Annotated in this window: 18 protein-coding genes, 1 other RNA gene and 1 pseudogene; 14 read left to right on the plus strand and 6 right to left on the minus strand. The window is 66.7% G+C overall.

What is annotated here, in order from left to right; translation table 11 throughout:
• Positions 1-72: 72 nt before the first annotated feature.
• Both prfB and K940_RS0125265 read right to left on the minus strand, forming a co-directional pair.
• Entirely contained in the window at positions 73-1,188 is a 1,116-nt protein-coding gene (gene prfB, locus K940_RS0125260; RefSeq protein WP_028479749.1) for a peptide chain release factor 2, read from the minus strand.
• A gap of 50 nt (positions 1,189-1,238) precedes the next feature.
• Complete coding sequence (locus K940_RS0125265; protein WP_028479750.1) at positions 1,239-2,099, minus strand: helix-turn-helix transcriptional regulator; 861 nt, start codon at positions 2,097-2,099, stop codon at positions 1,239-1,241.
• Between the two features lie 144 nt (positions 2,100-2,243).
• On the opposite strand from K940_RS0125265, the gene K940_RS0125270 reads away from it, so the two are divergent.
• The 8 genes from K940_RS0125270 (at position 2,244) to K940_RS0125300 (ending at position 8,628) form a co-directional block, all read left to right on the plus strand.
• Positions 2,244-2,840 (plus strand): NADPH-dependent FMN reductase, encoded by a 597-nt coding sequence (locus K940_RS0125270; RefSeq protein WP_028479751.1) that lies wholly within the window; start codon positions 2,244-2,246, stop codon positions 2,838-2,840.
• 114 nt (positions 2,841-2,954) lie between these two features.
• Complete coding sequence (gene hisN / locus K940_RS0125275) at positions 2,955-3,761, plus strand: histidinol-phosphatase (protein ID WP_051407558.1); 807 nt, start codon at positions 2,955-2,957, stop codon at positions 3,759-3,761.
• Between the two features lie 166 nt (positions 3,762-3,927).
• On the plus strand, positions 3,928-5,775 hold the full coding sequence (recQ, locus tag K940_RS0125280) for a DNA helicase RecQ (RefSeq protein ID WP_036530377.1): 1,848 nt from the start codon (positions 3,928-3,930) through the stop codon (positions 5,773-5,775).
• Between the two features lie 65 nt (positions 5,776-5,840).
• Positions 5,841-6,923, plus strand: coding sequence for a metallophosphoesterase (locus K940_RS0125285; protein WP_028479754.1), 1,083 nt, complete (start codon positions 5,841-5,843; stop codon positions 6,921-6,923).
• A gap of 52 nt (positions 6,924-6,975) precedes the next feature.
• Positions 6,976-7,215: a hypothetical protein gene (locus K940_RS0125290; RefSeq protein WP_028479755.1), complete on the plus strand. Its 240-nt coding sequence runs from the start codon at positions 6,976-6,978 to the stop codon at positions 7,213-7,215.
• Positions 7,216-7,411: 196 nt separating this feature from the next.
• Complete coding sequence (gene smpB, locus K940_RS0125295) at positions 7,412-7,885, plus strand: SsrA-binding protein SmpB (protein ID WP_028479756.1); 474 nt, start codon at positions 7,412-7,414, stop codon at positions 7,883-7,885.
• 129 nt (positions 7,886-8,014) lie between these two features.
• Positions 8,015-8,385: a transfer-messenger RNA gene (gene ssrA, locus K940_RS32095) on the plus strand.
• A gap of 42 nt (positions 8,386-8,427) precedes the next feature.
• Entirely contained in the window at positions 8,428-8,628 is a 201-nt protein-coding gene (locus K940_RS0125300) for a hypothetical protein (RefSeq protein WP_028479757.1), read from the plus strand.
• A 132-nt stretch (positions 8,629-8,760) separates the two neighbouring features.
• On the opposite strand, the gene K940_RS0125310 is transcribed toward K940_RS0125300, so the two are convergent.
• Positions 8,761-9,060, minus strand: a complete 300-nt coding sequence (locus tag K940_RS0125310; RefSeq protein ID WP_028479758.1) for a hypothetical protein — start codon at positions 9,058-9,060, stop codon at positions 8,761-8,763.
• A 181-nt stretch (positions 9,061-9,241) separates the two neighbouring features.
• Between K940_RS0125310 and K940_RS0125315 the strand changes: the two genes are divergently transcribed.
• Positions 9,242-10,402 (plus strand): helix-turn-helix domain-containing protein, encoded by a 1,161-nt coding sequence (locus K940_RS0125315; protein ID WP_028479759.1) that lies wholly within the window; start codon positions 9,242-9,244, stop codon positions 10,400-10,402.
• Positions 10,403-10,913: 511 nt separating this feature from the next.
• Positions 10,914-11,210 (plus strand): annotated as a pseudogene (locus K940_RS32100) (IS701 family transposase); the annotation flags it as partial.
• Positions 11,211-11,445: 235 nt separating this feature from the next.
• Here K940_RS32100 and K940_RS31230 read toward each other — a convergent pair.
• A complete protein-coding gene (locus K940_RS31230; protein WP_196812372.1) occupies positions 11,446-12,099 on the minus strand; it encodes a hypothetical protein in 654 nt (217 codons plus the stop codon).
• Between the two features lie 36 nt (positions 12,100-12,135).
• On the opposite strand from K940_RS31230, the gene K940_RS0125330 reads away from it, so the two are divergent.
• Positions 12,136-12,507, plus strand: coding sequence for an acyl carrier protein (locus K940_RS0125330; RefSeq protein ID WP_155981123.1), 372 nt, complete (start codon positions 12,136-12,138; stop codon positions 12,505-12,507).
• A gap of 151 nt (positions 12,508-12,658) precedes the next feature.
• Here K940_RS0125330 and K940_RS30390 read toward each other — a convergent pair whose 3' ends face one another.
• Complete coding sequence (locus tag K940_RS30390) at positions 12,659-14,023, minus strand: erythromycin esterase family protein (protein WP_051407542.1); 1,365 nt, start codon at positions 14,021-14,023, stop codon at positions 12,659-12,661.
• Positions 14,024-14,471: 448 nt separating this feature from the next.
• On the opposite strand from K940_RS30390, the gene K940_RS0125340 reads away from it, so the two are divergent.
• The 3 genes from K940_RS0125340 to K940_RS31235 all read left to right on the plus strand — a co-directional run bounded on the left by K940_RS0125340 (position 14,472) and on the right by K940_RS31235 (position 18,431).
• On the plus strand, positions 14,472-15,680 hold the full coding sequence (locus K940_RS0125340; protein WP_231390517.1) for a sensor histidine kinase: 1,209 nt from the start codon (positions 14,472-14,474) through the stop codon (positions 15,678-15,680).
• Positions 15,665-16,324, plus strand: a complete 660-nt coding sequence (locus K940_RS0125345) for a response regulator transcription factor (protein ID WP_028479763.1) — start codon at positions 15,665-15,667, stop codon at positions 16,322-16,324. Before K940_RS0125340 ends, K940_RS0125345 begins: the two co-directional genes overlap by 16 nt.
• Before the next feature lie 448 nt (positions 16,325-16,772).
• A complete protein-coding gene (locus K940_RS31235; RefSeq protein WP_051407543.1) occupies positions 16,773-18,431 on the plus strand; it encodes a DUF6461 domain-containing protein in 1,659 nt (552 codons plus the stop codon).
• A 475-nt stretch (positions 18,432-18,906) separates the two neighbouring features.
• Here the strand turns inward: K940_RS31235 and K940_RS0125360 are convergent, their stop codons facing one another.
• Positions 18,907-19,206, minus strand: a complete 300-nt coding sequence (locus K940_RS0125360; RefSeq protein WP_028479764.1) for a hypothetical protein — start codon at positions 19,204-19,206, stop codon at positions 18,907-18,909.
• Positions 19,207-19,398: the final 192 nt, after the last annotated feature.

Here is a 19,398-nt window from a genome sequence, read left to right on the forward strand (position 1 = left end):
CAGGGGAGGCGTCGATCAGAATACGAGTCGGCCCCGGATACGGGTGTGTCCGGCGTGGCCGAGGCGGCGCGGCTATTGCGGAAGTGTGGACATGCGCCAGCGGATGCCGGACTCGATGAACCCGTCGATGTCGCCGTCGAGGACCGCGGACGGGTTGTTGACCTCGTGGTTGGTCCGCAGGTCCTTCACCATCTGATACGGGTGCAGGACGTAGGAGCGCATCTGATTGCCCCACGACGCGCCCTCGTTGGTCTTCAGCGCGTCCATCTCGGCGCGCTCCTGCTGCCGCTTGCGTTCCAACAGCTTTGCCTGCAGCACCCGCATGGCCGAAATCTTGTTCTGCAGCTGGGATTTCTCGTTCTGGCAGGTGACCACGATGCCGGTCGGTAGGTGGGTGATGCGCACCGCGGAATCGGTGGTGTTGACACTTTGGCCACCAGGTCCCGACGACCGGTAGACGTCGACGCGGATATCGGATTCGGGGACCTCGATATGGTCGGTGGTCTCGACCACCGGCAGCACCTCGACCTCGGCGAACGAGGTCTGGCGGCGTCCTTGGTTGTCGAATGGGCTGATCCGCACCAGGCGATGCGTACCCATCTCGATCGACAATGTGCCGTAGGCGTAGGGCGTCTTCACCGCGAAGGTTGTGCTCTTGATGCCTGCTTCTTCGGCATAGGAGGTGTCGTAGATCTCGACCGGATACTTGTGCCGATCCGCCCAGCGGATGTACATCCGCATCAGCATCTCGGCCCAGTCGGCAGCATCCACGCCACCCGCGCCGGAGCGAATGTTCACCAAGGCGTCACGCTTGTCGTATTCACCCGACAGCAGTGTGCGGACCTCCATCGCCTCCACGTCACCGTGTAGCGCGGCGCGCTCCGCATCGGCCTCGGCGAGCGCTGTGAGCTTGGCCTCTCCGTCTTCTTCCTCTGCGAGTTCGTAGAGTACCGGCAGGTCGTCGAGCCGCTGGCGGAGCTCTTCGATCCGCCGCAGCTCGCCTTGGATGTGGGAGAGCTCGCTGGTGACGCGCTGCGCGTGATCCTGGTCGTTCCACAGGTCCGGGTCCGCGGCTCGGTGCTCGAGCTCGTCGATACGGCGACGCAGCTCGTCGATGTCGAGGACCGATTCGACCGTCTTCAGGGTTGCCTCGAGTTCGGCGAGATCAGCGGAAACGTCAGGATGCACGATAGTCAAGCCTAGCGGCCCCGGAATGGGCTCGGCACAGGAGTGCGTGGTCAGCTCGGGACCGCGCGCAGGGAGCCGGAGCGGCGGCCGGCGAGTGTGTCCAGCGCCGCGGCGGTCGCGTCGTCTGCCGGGAGGTGAACGATGAGCTGCTGGCCGTCGTCGACGGACAGGTCGAACACTTCGTAGGCCAAGCGCAGCGGACCGGCCTCGGGGTGAGCCAGCCGGGTGATCCCGGATGCTGCGGCCAGACTGGGCACGGTGTCCAAACGCTGGTCGAACGCGGCGCCGACACACACGGTCAGTTCGTCTGCGAGCGCCGCGATGTGGGCGTCGGCTCGGAAGGGGCCGTCCTTCAGTCGAGCGACCATCTGGTCGGCGACGAATTCCCAGTCCATGTAGAAGGTGGGGGCTTCGGGGTGGCAGAACACGAAGCGCGCCAGATCGGCCGGCGTATCGGGTCCGGCGAACAGGCCCGCGGGCGCCATGAGGCGGCGGTAGCCGTCGGTGTAGGCGAGCACCTCGGTCACGTGGTTGATCACGACTGCTGGCGCTGGTTCGAGGTGATCCAGGATCGCACGGACCGTGGGCCGAACCTCGCGTAGCGGCTGTGCGTTTCCCAGGCAATTGGCCCCGCCGTGTGCCCATTTGCTCAGCACGGCCAGGTGGACGCGCTCGGCGGGACTCAGCTGCAATGCGTCCGCCAGAGCGGACAGCACCGCCGGGGAGGGGCGGCGGTCGCGCCCCTGCTCGAGGCGGGTCACATACTCCACGCTCACACCGGCCAGCATCGCCAGTTCGGCTCGGCGCAGACCGGGAGTGCGGCGTCGCGGGCCGGTCGGCAGGCCGACCTGGGCGGGTGTCACCGCCTCGCGGCGGGTGCGCAGGAACAATCCGAGCTCGTTGTCGCTCACCTGTGGAACCTAGCAAGTCGAGGCGGTAACAGGGTGTCCCTGCTGCTACCACCCTCGCCACGGCCTACATGTATGGGACGGTAGGCAGCACAGTGGTTGGACCGTGACCCGTCCGGGTCAGGGGGTATTCCGAGGAGGTATCACATGTCCAGCACCACTTTGCAGCTCGCGGTGATCATCGCCAGCGTCCGGGAGGGACGTTTCGGCCCCGTCGTGAGTGCATGGTTCGCCGAGCAGGCGCGACGACACAGGTCGTTCGAGGTGGACGTCATCGATCTGGCCGAGGTGCCGCTGCCTCTGGAATTGCCGTCCACGCCTCCTGCGCTCGACCCGAATATGCAGCGCCCTGCCAGTATGGCCGAGCTCACTCGACGGCTCGCTGTGGCCGACGCATACGTCATCGTCACCCCCGATTACAACCGCAGCATTCCCGCGTCACTGAAGGCGGCGATCGACTGGCACTTCTCGCAGTGGGACGCGAAGACGATCGGCTTCGTCGGCTACAGCGGCGCCAGCGGTGGTCTGCTGGCCATCGAGCACTTGCGGCAGATCTTCAACGAACTCAATGCGCACACGGTGCGCAACTACGTATCGTTTCCCCGCTTCTTCGAACTCTTCGATGCCGAGGGTCGCTTGCACGAACCCGACGGACCCGCGGCCGCGGCGACAGCGATGCTCGATCAGTTGCACTGGTGGGCAAGCGCATTGGCGGCTGCCAGGTCACCGCAGCCGGTGGGGTGAGCGACGGGTGGGCCGTGGCGTTGCGGGCGGTGCTCTCCCGCGCGTCGCGGCCTCCGGCCGCCCCCGATCGGGGATGCCGGTGGACCCGTCGGTGCTGCCGATAGGGTGCGCAGTGTGGCTGAGTCTCCGTATTCCGCGTCTGCGTACTCCTCCGACCTCGAACTCGGGCTGCACCTGGCCGATGTGGCCGACGCCATCACCCGGGCTCGATTCGGGGCGCTGGACTTGACGGTCGAAGCGAAGCCGGATCTCACGCCGGTATCGGATGCCGATCTAGCGGTGGAGCAGGCGATTCGGCGCGTGTTGGCCGACGTCAGGCCGGACGACTCGGTTCTCGGTGAGGAATTCGGGGGGGCTGCCGAATTCCGTGGTCGGCAATGGGTCCTCGACCCGATCGACGGCACCAAGAATTTCGTGCGCGGTGTACCGATCTGGGCGACGCTGGTCGCATTGCTGGTGGACGGGCAACCGGTGGTCGGTGTGGTGAGCGCGCCGGCATTGGTCCGGCGGTGGTGGGCTGCTGCCGGTGCCGGGGCGTGGGCGCGCGTCGATACGCGACCCGCCGCCACGATTTCGGTCTCCGCAGTCGGCGAACTGGGCTCGGCCAGCCTGGCGTTCTCCAGTCTGTCGGGCTGGCGCGAACGCGGCCTGCGCGATCGGTTCGTTGCGCTCACCGACGATGTGTGGCGGGTGCGCGGCTATGGTGATTTCTTCAGCTACTGCCTACTCGCCGAGGGCGCCGTCGACATCGCCGCCGAACCGGAAGTGTCGCTGTGGGACCTGGCCCCGCTCGACATCCTGGTCCGGGAAGCCGGTGGCCGTTTCTCCGCCTTGGACGGTACACCCGGTCCCCATGGGGGAGATGCGCTCGCCACCAACGGGCTGCTCCATGACGAGGTGGTGCGTCGGCTGCGCAGCTGATCCACGCTCGACGAGTCGGGCGTGAGGCGTGACCGACCTCACATCAAGGTGTCCACATGTGTGGAACGCAATCGTGAGCAGCGCGAACGCCGCATCGCGGTGACTGCACCCTTGCTCGGGCACGTTTAGGATGGTCCGGGTGTCAGCCTCCGATGATTTCGCGACTGTGGGGACCGGCCGTACATCGGGGGAGGGCGCCGAAACGAGTGCGGCGCAACAGGTCCTACGCCGTGTTTTCGGTTACAGCAGCTTCCGGGGCGACCAGAGCGCGATCGTCGAGCACGTGATCGATGGCGGCGACGCGCTGGTACTCATGCCGACCGGCGGTGGCAAGTCGCTGTGCTACCAGATTCCTGCCTTGGTGCGGCCTGGCGTCGGAGTGGTGATCTCGCCCCTGATCGCTTTGATGCAAGACCAGGTGGACGCGCTCAACGATCTCGGTGTGCGCGCGGGCTTTCTCAACTCGACCCAGTATCCCGACGAGCGACGGACCGTGGAGGCGCAATTCGTCGCCGGTGAACTCGACCTGTTGTATCTGGCTCCCGAGCGGCTACGTATGGAGTCGACCATGCGGTTGCTGGAGCGGGGCGAGGTCGCGCTGTTCGCGATCGACGAAGCGCACTGCGTCTCGCAGTGGGGGCACGATTTCCGGCCCGACTACCTGGGGCTTTCCTTGTTGCACGAGCAGTGGCCGCACATTCCGCGCATCGCATTGACCGCCACCGCGACGGAGAAGACCCGAGACGACATCATCCAGCGCCTGGGTCTCGATTCGGCCCGCCGCTTCGTGTCGAGCTTCGACCGACCCAACATCCAATACCGAATCGAGCCGAAGAACCGGCCCGAGCGGCAACTGCTGGAATTCATCCGCACCGAACATCCCGACGATGCCGGCATCGTCTACTGCCTCTCGCGCAACTCGGTGGAGAAGACCGCCGCCTTCCTCACCGAGAACGGTATCACCGCGGTGCCCTACCACGCGGGTTTGGACAATCGCACCCGAGCGGCTCACCAATCGCGGTTTCTGCGGGAAGACGGGCTGATCGTCGTGGCAACCATCGCGTTCGGCATGGGTATCGACAAGCCGGATGTGCGCTTCGTCGCCCATCTCGATCTCCCCAAGTCCGTCGAGGGCTACTACCAGGAAACCGGTCGAGCGGGCAGGGACGGGGCGCCGGCCACCGCGTGGATGGTCTACGGGCTCAGTGACGTGGTGCAGCAACGCAAGCTGATCGACATGTCCGACGGCGACGCCGCGCATCGCCGTCGACTCCAGCTCCATCTGGACGCGATGCTCGCACTGTGCGAGACGGTGAGTTGCCGTCGGACCGGACTACTGGCCTACTTCGCGGAGTCCGGCCCACCCTGCGGCAACTGCGATACCTGCCTGTCACCGCCGGAGTCCTGGGACGGCACGGTGGCTGCGCAGAAGATGCTGTCGGCCGTGCTTCGGCTCGATCGCGAACGCGGCCAGAGTTTCGGCGCCGGTCACATCGTGGACATTCTGCGTGGCAAGCAGAACCCGAAGGTACTGCAACACGACCATCACGAGCTCACGGTGTTCGGCGTCGGCAACGATCTGAGCGATACCGAGTGGCGTGGGGTGGTTCGGCAACTGCTGGCCAGCGGTTTGTTGGCCGTCCGCGGTGACTACGGCGTGCTGACGCTGACCGACGCCAGCGCCGAGGTGCTGTTCGATGGCCGTCGGGTGCCGTTGCGCCGGGAACCGGAACGTGCGTCCAAGCGCTCCCGTACCGCGCCCATGGGCAAACCAACGGCGCCCGATCTGGCTTCGGCCGACCTGCCAGTGTTCGAGAAGCTGCGCGAATGGCGCGCGGCCACCGCCAAAGAGCAGGGCGTACCCGCCTACATCGTCTTCCACGACGCGACTCTGCGCGAGATCGCGGCGCGCAAACCCGTGAGCATGGCCCAACTCGGGGAGGTCAGCGGAGTCGGCGAGAACAAGCTCGCGAAATACGGGCAACCGGTACTCGAGGTGCTCGCCGAGATGTGATCCGCTACCGTGCACCGGTGGGCGGGGGCGGTCGCCGACTGGGGCCGCACACGACTGTGGAGGACATGGTGAGTGACAGCGACACGATCGGGCGCCGTGAGTTCGTGGTCGGCGCGGCCGCGCTGGCGGCCGGAGCGACCTTGGTCGGCCGCACCCCGGCGCAGGCGGTTCCGGTTGCGGACGGTGTCGCGAAGTTCTCCTTCCCGGACGAGGGTCGGGTTCGAGTGCTGGTGACCGGAGATGCGGGCACGGGCACCCGCACGCAGTGGGCAGTGGCCGACGCCATGCGCACATTCCACAGCCGCGAGCCGATTTCACTGGCGTTGGGCTTGGGCGACAACATCTATGAAAACGGTCCGCACGACGCCGCTGACGGACAGTTCGCCGACAAGTTCGAAAACCCTAACGAGGGGCTGGATTTCCCCTGGCTGATGGTGCTCGGCAATCACGACAACAGTGCCATTTTCCCGGGTGACGGCGGCTGGTTGTTGCGCGGCAACGCCGAGGTGGAATACCACGCGCGCTCGCGGCGTTGGTGGATGCCGAGCCGCTACTACTCGGTCCGGGTTCCCGAACAGAACCCGGTGGTCGAATTCTTCGTCCTGGACGTCAATCCGCTGGCCGCCTACCTACCGCCGATTTTCTCGCCCTACTGGGCCGCCGACGGACAATTCATGAACGAGCAGCGCGCCTGGTTGGACCGCGCCCTGGCCGAATCCACAGCTACCTGGAAGATCGCCTGCACCCACCACCCGTACTCGAGCAATGGTCCGCATGGGGACGCCGGTCACTACGACGGCGTGCCGATCGCGCCGATCAACGGTGTGCACGTGAAGAGCTTCATCGAGGACCACGTAGCGGGGAGGTGCCAGTTCATTCTGTCGGGGCACGACCACAGCCTGCAGGTACTCGAACCGACCACGGCGTCCAAGGGCACCAGGCAGATCGTGTCCGGCGCGGCCGCGAAGACGGTCGGCTCCGAGGCGCGCAACACCGAGGATGCGAGCAACACCGCGCTGTACGAGAACTACCACGAACTCGGGTTCATGGTGCTCGACCTGACCGCGAATGCAGTCGACCTGCGGGTTCACACGGTGGATCTGGCAAACGGCACCTCTACGGAGGCCTTCGCGCGTCGCCTCGGCTGACGTCGGGTTCCACGCACGGCGCTCCGCTCCCACGTCGGCTACCGTGCTGGGCATGGCTGGTGGTGAGGGTCCCGGCGAGGAGGACGATCTCGATTCCGATTCGCCGGGTGGAGAGGCGCCCGACGCTCCACCGAACCTCCGGAGCAAGACCGATCCTTCGGTAGACGGTCTATGGTTGCGCCGCCGCACGCTCTCGGCACGCGTCGGCGCACCCCGGATGTCGACCGTGGTGCTCATCGTGACGTTCTGTGCTGTCTTCGTGCTCTATGTCGTGCTCCATCGAGGCGCCTAGCGCGGGTCTGTCCGCGCGAGTCCGTAAGCTTGTCGAGCGCTCCCGGTTCGCGATGATGGCGTGCGTACCGATCGATTCGGCCGATTGCGCGGCCGGTTGCCGAGAAGGCAGTACGGATGGGACGAATGTGGAACCGAGAGCGGTTGATACCAGTAGGTCGGCCGCCCCGCGGGGCGGGTGGAATCGAGAAGGGGACATGAAGGAGAAAGGGCGTAAGGTCGTCGCGACCAACCGCCGGGCACGGCACAATTACACGATCTTGGACACCTACGAGGCCGGAATCGCATTGGTCGGCACGGAGGTGAAGAGCCTGCGTGAGGGTAAGGCCTCGCTGGTGGATGCATTCGCGACTGTGGACAACGGTGAGGTCTGGCTACGCGGGCTGCATATTCCCGAGTTCAGCCACGGGACCTGGACCAATCACTCGCCGCGCCGGGTACGCAAGCTGCTGTTGCACAAGCGGGAGATCGAGCGGTTGGTCGGAAAGTCGCGGGAGGGCAATCAAACACTGGTTCCACTGTCGATGTACTTCTCCGACGGCAAGGTCAAGATCGAGTTGGCGCTCGCCAAAGGTAAACAGGACTATGACAAGCGTCAGGACCTGGCCCGCCGCACTGCTGAGCGAGAGGTCACCCGCGAACTCGGACGCCGGATCAAGGGTATGCGCTGACCGGCGCAATACCCGTGCATCCCGAGACGTTGCCACCGATCGTGTCCGGTAGCGGGCACCCGAAAATAGGGATGATCCGGTGTGCGAGCGGTGTTACTATGAGCAGCCCGGCAAGGTGCCGGGACGCGCGGGGCTGAACGGTTTCGACTGCGTACGTTGATTTAGGGGAAGCGTGTCGGTGCAGGCAAGAGACCACCGTAAGCGTCGCTGCAACCAATTAAGCGCCGATTCTCATCAGCGCGAGTACGCTCTCGCTGCCTGATCAGCAGAGCGTCTCTGTCGGCCCGGGGTATGCCCTCGGCTCCGGTGCCGGCATCAGCTAGAGGGCTCACCGTTGTACTCGGTCGCGGAGTAGGACGGGACATCGAACAGCGACTGGGATCGTCATCTGGGCTGGTTCGCGGGACCCGGAGATCCGAGCAGAGGCACAGCGGACTGCACACGGAGAAGCCCTGAAGATTCGGCGGAGGACCCGGGTTCGATTCCCGGCAGCTCCACTCGAGGCTCCTCACCTGGCATACAGGTGAGGAGCCTTTTTCCTAGTGCCCACGACAACCGGCCTGCTGCTCGACTTGTCCGCGGTCGGGCTCTCGACCGATGGGGCTGGTATCGACACCTCATGGTCGGAAAACGTCGGTGACGATTTCGCCAAGAACCAGTTTCGCGCCCGTGTCGAAGGCCGATTCGAGGTCGACGTGCGCCAGCCGCTCGGCATCGTGAAGATCGCCACCGTGAGCGCCTAGCCCCGCACGAGCCACCGACAAGGGCGACGGATAGTTACTCGTCGCCCTTGTCGGTGGGCCACCAGATCGCCGCCACGAGCACCAGCAACGGCAAACCACCCGCCACGGCGAGCCCGGCCAGGTTCCACCCGCTCACTGCGCATCCGCGGCGAACAGCCAGCGCGCGAACGACATACGCGGAAAGACGGTTTCGATATCGGCGACGTGCATGAGCCCGTCCAACGCGAGCGCGCCGACGTGACCGGGTGCGGGCAGGATCACCGCGTCAGCCCTGGCGTTGCGTATCTGATCGGCCAACGCCAGCAGCGCGGGCCGCTCAGGCCACACCAACCGATACCCGAGCCGCCGCGCGAGGCGCTGCACTTGCGCAGCCTCCCACTGCGGTGCGGCACTGCTGTCGTAGTCGATCCATCCGAGAGCGACCGGTTCCACTCGACTACACCCCTTCAGTCCGTTGGTATGCGCCCGCCGCCGAGGAAACCGGGAAGAGTGCGGCACATCCCGGCGGCGGGGCCTGGGATTCAGAGTCGCCCCGTGCAAGAGGGCCGGGGGACAGCGAAAGGACAGTGTCAGCGCGCGACAGGGGCGGACGCCTGCACGTACGCTCGAACACATGGGCACGCATGTAGGCCAGGCAATAGCGTCGGAACGGAAGATCGCCGGTCTGAATCAACGCCAGTTGGCTACCCGCGCCGCGTACAGCCTGAGCATGGTCAAGGCAGTCGAACAGGGCCGCGAACCTGCTTCGCCCGGGTTCGTGTCCGCAGTCGCGCGCGCCCTACGCATCACACCCGAGCAGTTGACCGGCGCACCGTTCAATGACGGTAAGCCCCTTGCCGACGCGGTGAACGGCCTGTCCGTCCTGCTGGCCGAAGGCCGGTACGCGCGCGCCGAGGAACCGGGCGAGCTGGCGCAACTCGAGGCAGACCTTGCTGCCGCACAGGATCATTACCGCAGCGATCGCACTCGCCAGACCATCCAGGTACTGCCGGGCGTCATCCGCTGCTTGCACGGCGCGGTGCGCGAATTCCGCGGTGACGAACAGGCTCATGCCTATTCGCTGCTTGCGTCGGCCTACATCCTCGCCGAGTGGTCGGCTCGCCGTACTGGGCACCTCATGTTGGCGTTGCCCGCGCTCGACCTCGCCGACAGCTACGCATCTGACGGAGACGACCCGAATCACGGGGCGTTCGCCGCACTGGCCCGCGCCCGAATCTTGACCCACTACGGTGAGTCCGAGGTCGCGGCCCAGCTGATCGAGAAGGCGATCGGCGCGGCCGACGACACCCGCGCGGGCATGGTCCTGGCCGGGTACTCGCATCTCGCCGGGGCGATCAACGATGCCCGCCAGCTCGACTACTCCAGCGCTGTCGGCCATATCGATGCCGCGCGGGAGCTGGCCGCGCGCACCGGGGAGACCGACCTCTACATGACCGCGTTCGGGCCGCTGAACGTCGAAATCCACTCGCACGCGGTAGAACTCGAGGCAGGCGACCCGAACCGGGCGGCTATCGACGGAACCGGCCTCACCTACGGCGGGGACGCCCCGCCGACCCGGATCGCGCATCACTGGCAGGACAACGCCCGCGCGTGGCTCATGAGCGGCAAGCCGGATCGGGCGTTGGCCGCGCTGAACAAGGCCCGCGCTGCCGCACCGCAGCAGACTCGGCTGCACCCATCTGTGCGTGAAACGGTGTACGGCATCGCTGCCACCCAACGTCGCCAGTCCGATGGTCTGCTCGGGTTCGCGAACTGGCTCGGCGCCAGTCTGTAGCGCTCGCCGGACTGGCCCAACGGGTAGGAGTCGTTCCCGCGTGACCGGTTCGATGTGGGCACATTTTGGGCATGATCCGCCGGGAAAGAGGGGGATTCACCGTGACTTACAGATGTGTTTTCGCAGGTAGAACCCGGATTGCCGTCCCTGTCAGAGGCTTGATCCGGGTTCGATTCCCGGCAGCTCCACGAGGCCCCCGACTTGGTATCAGCAAGTCGGGGGCCTTTTCATGTCCCGATGGCGGCGGCGTTTCGCAGCTCGACGCACTCCGATCGGCCACGCCGTGCCGAGGGCCGATTCGAGGTCGACGTCTACCAGCCGCTGGGCGTGTCCGAAATCGCCACGGCCGCAGAGTGAATCGCCCAAGAAGGGAACAGGAATATGCCCAAGGCAGCGTGGGTAGCGGGGCTGGATGATGTGATCGCGCGGGTTGCGGGGCGTTGATGAGACCGCGCGCGAGAGCGTGGAGTTCGCCACCAAAGCAACTCTCGCCAAGAAGTTGGATTCGTTGATGTCCCGGATCGGTGGCCGGTTCACCCGGTCCGAGCCTCGGGGTCGGGCGCGGGAGTGTCGGGCCTGCTGTCGGGTTTGGAGCGTAAGAACGGCTGGACGCAGGCCGAACGTGCTGGTGAGGTGGGGTCCGGACGGGACGCGGCGGTTGCTGCGCAAGGCCGACCGGGACATCGACGGGGTCCGCGACGATGTGCGGGCGTATGTGGTCGAGCATCTGGGTGACCCGGCCGCGGTCGTGGTAGCCGACGATACGGGTTTCTTGAAGAAGGGCACGAATGGCACGTGGAGGAAGCGTTTCAGCAGGCCAAGGGTGAGGCCGGGCTGGATCACCACCAGGTCTGCAGCGATCGGGCCTGGTAGGCCCATATCACCCTGTCCATGCTCGCCCTGGCCTGGCTGGCTGTCTCGAAAACCCTCGCCGCAAAAGGGGACTCGGCGACCCCGCCGAAGCCATGCTCGCCCTGACATTACCGGAGATCCGGCGCGCGCCGGCCCGGGAATCCGGGTCGGCGGGCGTTCGTATTTCGGCGTCAGCTGCTGCCGCTGCTGCCGGTCGCCGAGCGCTGCGCCAAGTGCTCCCGCCAAGCGTCACATGCCGCCCGGTCTGCCGACTCCCGGTCGTTGCCGTCGGGGTGGCATCCGAGGGACGTGTACCCCTCGCGATTGAGGCCCCACCGGTCATAGCCGTCGCGGTCGTAGCCGTCGCGGTCGCGCCCAAAGGCGTCCCGCCCGTCGCGGTCGTAGCCGTCGCGGTCGCGCCCGAAGGCGTCCCGCCCGTCGCGGTCGTAGCCGTCGCGGTCGCGCCCGAAGGCGTCCCGCCCGTCGCGGTCGTAGCCGTCGCGGTCGCGCCCGAAGGCGTCCCGCCCGTCGCGGTCGTAGCCGTCGCGGTCGCGCCCGAAGGCGTCCCGCCCGTCGCGGTCGTAGCCGTCGCGGTCGTAGCCGAAGGGGTCGTAGCCGAAGGGGTCGTAGTCATCGGAGATGGGGGCGAAGTGCGTCGTGATCGGGCCGTCACCCGGTTGCGCCGACGCCGGCATCGTCGCCAGGGCGGGGGCGAGGATCAGCGCGCCGAGCATCGCGATCCGAAGCGAGGTGTGGCGTAATCCGCGGCGCGCCGCACTGGTGGTCAACAAGATCACTCTCCTATCCGGGACACAGGTCGCATATCCAGATGATCTGTCGCCCACCCCCTCCTGAAGTGTTACGAACCGCAAATGATCGCCATGTCGAATTCCCACGCGCCCAAGCCGGTTTTGACCGCCCAGCAGAGCCGGGCGCTGCTGGATCTCGTACGCACCCATGTGGCCGCGCTGCTCGGCCACAAGAACCCGGCCGCGCGGGAGCCCGGCCGCCCCTTCTTCGATCACGTCAACCCGGCGGCACTGGCCGCCTACCTTCGCGACGAGTTGTGCCCGGACATCGGCGGCGGACAGGTCACGTCCGTACTGGCCGGTCTCGACCGGCTCGAGGTGACACTAGCCGCGCTGTCGGCCGAGGATATCGAGCGGCACAAGCTCCCTGGACGGCTGCAGACGCTGACGGACCGCCTGGGCGGCGGCACGTCATCTCCAAGGGTCGCTCCAGGCGCTGCGTAGGGGTACGCGAACGCGGCCGGGCGATGACACGGGAGGGTAGGCTGAGCTGACTCCGGGCGTCGTAGCGGGGCACCCAGGAAAGAGGGGCCGGTGCGCCCGGTGGGCTTCACCGGACCTCGACTGGCCCTACACCCGCCCTGGACGGTGGATATCACCGCAGGTGAGCGGCCTTGACCTGGTGGAGGTGGACGAGGATGTCATACGACCGGCCCAGGCTGGTCGGTGGGCTCTCCGGAGACCAGTACAGCCCGTAGGAACGGGTGGGGCGGGCCGTCATGAGCCACGCGCGGGCTGCGGCAGGGGCGGTGCGCAGGTCGATGGCGTAGTCCTGAAAGCGGACCATGTCCAGGGTGTGCTCGTTGTGGCCCTGCGGCGCAGGCACGACCGTGTACGTCTTGGGACGTTCCGCAGTGAAATCGGGCAGTGCGTTCACACTACCCTGGTTGAAGGTCAGGCCTATGTTCACATAGCGCTCGCCGAGCCGCTCGCGCAGGAACGCGCCTGTCGGCACGGGGAACATCTCCGGGTCGTCGCTGGTATAGGCGACATGGCCGTTGTTCGAGGCGAGTAGAGTCTTTCCGGTCGTGTGCTCCAGCCACCAGGCGGTGTTGTCAGCCATCACCTGGTCGCGGTAGCGCATCCGCTCGGGGAACTGCTCGTCGGAGAATGCGTATCCGGTGAAGCTCTGCACGATGGCAGTCGCGTTCTGCAGGGCCCACGCGTAGGCCTCGGTGCTACGGTGGCTTGCGTCGTGGGGCTGCCCCTCGTCGCGCAGGATGGCAAGAGCCTCGTCGGCCCGCTGCATATCGGCCTTGCGCAGCGCCAGGTCCTTGGCGAGCTGCTGGTTCATCCACGTACCTGCGCTGGTCCCTGCAGTCGGCCTGATGCCCGCGTAGAGGGCGCTCATACGGTCGGCCAGGTCCGGTCGGTGGGCGCTGAGATAGTCGGCGACCCGGGTGAAGGACTGCGGCCCTGCGTATCCGAGGTCGTTTCCGACGAAACGCAGCTTGGCGCGTTGAGGGGAGACGGTGTTGTAGTCGCGCATCCAGTGGATGAGGTTGAGGTACTCGTCGGTGTTCCAGAAGACGTACTGCCCCACGAACTCCTCGCGCATGATCAGCGCCGGGTCGCCGACACCGTTCACCACGTAGTTGTCCAGGCGCAGGCCGGTGCTCCAGCTGGTTTCCAAAGCGAAGGTGGTGAACCCCTTGGTGGCGACCAGGTGCTGGAAGATGCGCTGCTTGAGCGCAAAGAACTCATGGGCGCTGTGGCTGGCCTCGCCCAGACCGACGACGCGCGCACTTCCGATCATGCTGCACAGTGCGTTCAGGTCGGACAGCGGCTGGGCGCTGTGGTTCAAGGCATCCACCGGGTTGTCGCGGTCCGGTGCGGCGCTCGCCGGGGCAATACCTGCGACGAGCGTTCCGGCGACGAGTACGAGGGCGGCGGTGCTGAGGAGCCGGCGGCTCCAGACGGAGTCACGGAGAACGCGGTGCGACGAGGTATCGAATGTCATGTGCGCAATTCTCGAGCATCGCGCCAGTTCCGCCGATGGGGCTGAGCCCCCCGTCGGGGTGGACTCAAACCCCCGACGGTGCGGCGGCGGTCGGCTGCGGCCGCGGTCTTGCCGAGGGCCTTTACGGCCTGGTAGTTGGTTCAGGCGATCGATGATCGTCATGACACACTGCCGAGAAGAGTGCGGCTCGCAGGGCGTGTAAGAGCGACCAGGCGTCTGTCATGCTCCGCACATGCTGTAACCCGGGACCCAGGGGACGTAGGGGCAGGGCACAGGTCGTAGTAGGTACACCACGACGCGGGTGTAAGACCCAATGGCTTTGGCGGGCGGCTCGGACGAGACTGTGCGCATGCCCGGCGGACGGGCCGTCGAGGAGAGGGTTGGACACCAACTGATGGGTACCAAAGTAGGCAGTGCCTTCCTTGCCGGAGTGCGAGGACTGGCACTGATGATCATGTCGGTCACGGCCTCGGTCGTCCTGTTCACGATCACGGTGGTCTCCCTCGCGCTGATCCCGATCGGGATCGGTCTCTTCACCACCCCTGTCGTTCTCACCGCCCTGCGCGGCTACACCGCTCGGCGGCGGCTGCTCGCAGCGAAGTGGTCGGACGTACGCATCCTCACGCCGTACCGCCGGATGCCTGCCGACCTGCGCGGCGGGTTCGTCGGGCAGGTCAAGCGGTGTGCGCTGATGCTGAAGGACCCGGCGACCTGGCGGGAGATCCTGTGGCTGCCGGTGGACACGACGGCCGGCTGCGTCACCGCGCTGTTGCCCGCCGCGCTCATCGTATACCCGTTCGAGAGTCTGGTGCTGGCGGCGGGGCTGTGGCGGCTGTTCACCGAGGGCGGCGCGTTCTGGTACGGCCCGGTCGCCGTCGACAGTCAGGGGACGGCACTCCTCGCGGTCTCCTTCGGCCTGGTGATCTTCCAGTTGGCCGTGCGCTACAACACGCCCCTGCTGCGCGTCCATTTCGCCCTCACCAAGTCGCTGCTCGGCCCCACCAACGAAATGACGCTCGCCCAGCGCGTCGACCACCTCACCGAGACGCGGCACGACGCGGTAGACAGCTCGGCCGCCGAACTGCGCCGCATCGAGCGGGATCTGCACGACGGCGCGCAGGCCCGGCTGGTCGCCATGGGCATGAACCTCGGCGCCATCGAGGCGCTCGTCGAGAAGGACCCGGCCCAGGCCAAGAAGCTCCTCGCGATGGCCCGCGAGTCGTCCGCCGAAGCCCTGACGGAGCTGCGGGATCTGGTGCGCGGAATCCACCCGCCGGTGCTTGCGGAGCGCGGACTCGGCGATGCGGTGCGGGCCTTGGCCCTGCGCCTGCCCATCGAGACGGAGGTCACGGTGGATCTGCCGCGCCGCGCGGACGCGCCGGTCGAGTCGGCGGCGTACTTCGCGGTGAGCGAGGTCCTCACGAACGCGGTGAAGCACTCTGAGGCCGACCGCGTCTTCGCCGACATCCACCACACCGACGGCATCCTGCGGATCTCCGTCACCGACAACGGGTACGGCGGGGCGGCGGTCGGAGCCGGGTCCGGCCTGAGCGGTATCGAACGCCGACTCGGTACATTCGACGGCATCCTGGCCGTCAGCAGTCCCGCGGGCGGCCCCACCATGGTGACCATGGAGATCCCTTGCGAATTGTCCTAGCCGAAGATCTCTTCCTGCTCCGCGACGGCCTGGCCCGCATGCTCGAAGCCTTCGGCTTCGAGATCCTGGCCGCCGTGGAGACCGGGCCCGAGCTGTCCCGGGCCCTTGCCGAGTTGAAGCCGGACGTCGCTGTCGTCGACGTCCGGCTCCCGCCGTCGCACACCGACGAGGGCCTCCAGTGCGCACTGGAGGCCCGCCGCGCCCGGCCGGGGCTGCCGGTGCTCGTCCTCTCCCAGCACGTGGAGCAGCTGTACGCCCGAGAGCTGCTGGCCGACGGCAACGGCGGCATCGGCTACCTGCTCAAGGACCGAGTGTTCGACGCCGAGCAGTTCGTCGACGCGGTACGGCGGGTGGCGGCCGGCGGTACGGCGATGGACCCGCAGGTGATCTCCCAACTCCTCTCGCGCCGGACCCAGGACAAGCCGCTGGGCGGGCTGACACCGCGCGAGCGGGAGGTCATGGAGCTGATGGCACAGGGCAGGTCGAACGCGGCCATCGCGGCGCAGCTCTTCGTCACCGACCGTGCGGTGGCCAAGCACACGTCGAACATTTTCTGCAAACTCGGCCTCCCGGTGTCGGACGACGACAACCGGCGGGTGCTGGCGGTACTGGCGTATCTGGACCGGGGGCAGGGCAGCCGATGAGTCCGGAGCTGTCATTTGGGGTGGTGTTCGTTGTACGGGTTGGAGTGTTGTGGGTTGGTTGAGAACCCGCTCCGCCGACCTGCGTCCGGTGCTTGGGCAATTCCTGTCTTCCTGTCCTTTCTCGATTCACTATGCAGCCGTGGGACACCGATCGTGAGCATTCCGGTTTCCCAGCCGCGGCGCCTCGAGCGATAACCGCCGGCCCTGGGCCCCGGCCAGCCTGGTGCTACTAACGGGTGGGGCCCCGGTTCGGACTCATAGAGATGCTGCAGAAAAGTCCCCCGACCGGCATGCACGACGTCGGCGCGATCGATGTGGTCGGCCCCGGCCAGCATCGCGCTGATCAACGCGGTCGGCTCGCTGGCAGGGTTGAGACCGTCGCCCGTATCGGCCGGGGTGGCTTCCGGAGCAGGTATTCGGTGTCAGAGGTGGATGTGATGATCGGACGATGCACGTTAGCCCCGTTGAAGAGTCCTGGCGACGGATCGACTCCTGGCTCGCCACGCATGCGCCGCGTACCTTCGCATCTTTGCGCCCACCCGCCTCGCAGGAGGCCATCAGCGCCGCAGCTACCGAGCTGAGGGTGGAGTTCCCCGCGGATCTGGTCGCGTATCTGCGGCACCACGACGGAGTCTCCCCCGAGGAGGGGGGTTTCACCTTCCCCGGTTTCGAGCCCTACGCCCTCGCCCAGATCCTCTCCTCGGGTCGGAGCCGGCAGGAGTCGTGGGCCAGGTACGAAGGGGACCCGCTGATGGAGGGCTTCTGGCACCATGATTTCGTAGGCTTCGCCCGCAATTTCAGTGCCGACGGGCTGGTCGTGGACTGCCGTCGAGGCGCGTCGTTCGGCGCGGTGGGCCACGAGGTGGAGGCCGTGGGCGTGAGCTTCGGGGAGTGGGGAAGCCTCGCCGCCTTCCTTGAACAGGTCGCCGACGCCCTGGAGGGCGGAACCGTCATGACGGTGGGGCTATCGTATGTGCCTGTCGTCGACGACGGGATGCTGCTGTGGGAGCACGCTCCCGAACCGCGTGCCGAGCCTCGGTCCCTGTTCGACCTCGCGCTCGCCGATGCGGTCATCGACGCACCACGCCGGACGACTTTCCCCGCCACGCCGAACGAGACCTGGCCCGGCGGGTACGACAATTTCTGCCTGACCTTCGCGCAGGCCTTGGACGAGACCGAACTCCTGCGCCGGTTCGGCGCGCTGCCCGAGACCCGGCACCCACGGTGGAGGGAGGAGAAGGCAGAAGTTCCACACCAGCGGCCGGACCCTCGCGTGCTGCTGCCGGTGGTCCGGGTGGGAACCCACGGCGGTTGGGCGTTCGGCATCGAGGAAGGTCGTCATCGTTTCGAGGGCACACGCGAAGAGGTGCTGCGCCGTGCGTCGCGCGGCACCCGCGTAGTGTCCGTCAGCAATCATGGTGAAAGGGGCCCTATCTCGGTGTCCCTTTTCGACAACGGCGAACTGGTGACGAGGTACGACACCTGGGGTTCGGTCGTCCCCCACGGCGCGCGCGACCCGTTCGAGGTATTCCCCGGTCTGCCGACGCTGCCCGGTCAGGAACCCACGCCACAGCAGTGGCAGGAACGGCTGCTGGCGGTGTATGACGCGGTCGTTCGACGCTGTGGCATCCCACTGCCACCGCCTGGTCTGGACGGGGAACTCGACAGCGCGCGGATCCTTCCCCTGCTCCCGGAGTACAACGTCAAGACACCCGTGCCCGACCGGTTTGCCACCCTCGTCGACGCCGCGACACCCGCTCGCCTGCGCCGCGTACTCGCCGCGCAGATGTCGTCACTGGCCGCCGAGACCGGACTCGACACCTATGCCGAGGTCACTGCCGCACTGTCCCTGCTGAGCGCTGAGCATCACCCCGGCATTACCGACGATTCCGCCCTTGACCTGCGGCTGCGCCGCGTGCACGCCGAGGCCGAGGTGAAATACGCCGCCTGGAAGGACCGGTCTGTCTGGCAGGACCGCGCACTGGCCGCCCGCGCACTGGCCGACGCGCTCAACCTGCCGGTCCGGGAATCTCTGGGCTTGGTCGTGGTCTGCCGTCAGGACCCCCATTGGCGGCACGAGTTTCGCAAGCAGCTGACCAGCGACTGATTCATGCACGATCCTCGGTCCAGGACGAATTCCTTGCGGCCCCGGAACAGATCTTCCAGCGCGGCGTTGAGTGTATGCAGCGCAGCGGCCGACGGGACGACGCCTTATTCCTAGCGTTTCTCCCGCCGAGACGTGTGCTTCCGTGGCGAGTCGCGGATGCGACCACCCGACCAGCTTCCGCGTTTCGGCGACGCGTCGGCCGACGCCAATCTGTGAACTCATGGCTTCCCATCCTGTGCTGTCCCCTGACAGCAGCATGACAAAGACCCTTGGTAGTTCACAGGGGCCGCCTCGTCACACCGACGTGCGTCTACCCCCGGGGCACCGCTGGCCCGTCGTTCCGCTGTGAGCGGCTTGTGGAGGTAGGCGATGGATAGTTACTCGTCGCCTTTGTCGTCGGGCCACCAGATTGCCGCCGCGATCACCAGCAAGGGCAAGCCACCCGCAATGGCGAGGCCGGCCAGGTTCCACGCGCTCACTGTGTGCCCCTGGCGAATGACCAGCGCGCGAACGACATACGCGGGAAGACGGTTTCGATGTCGGCACTGTGCAGGAGCCTGTCCAATTCGAAGGCGCTGATCTGGTCGGGCGCTGGCAGGATCACCGCATCGGCCCCAGCGTTGCGCACCTGATCGGCCAACGGCAGCAGTGCGGGCCGTTCGGGCCATACCAGCCGATACCCGAGCCGCCGCGCAAGCTGGTGTATTTGCGCAGCCTCCCATTGCGGTGCGGCGCTGTTGTCGTAGTCGATCCATCCGAGAGCGACCGGCTTCATTCGACTTCACCCCTTCGGTTCGTTGGTGTGCACCCGCCGCCGAGGAAGCCGGGAAGGGTTCGGCACATCCCGGCGGCAGGGCGAAATGAACCTTGGCAGGGGGACCGTCACATACCGTTCCGCTGTGGAACAGTGGAGATATGAGCGACTTCCAGCCCGAGGACGGCCGCTATGTCGGTAGTCAGGTGCGCG

This window comes from Nocardia sp. CNY236, from assembly GCF_000482385.1.
GTDB lineage: Bacteria > Actinomycetota > Actinomycetes > Mycobacteriales > Mycobacteriaceae > Nocardia.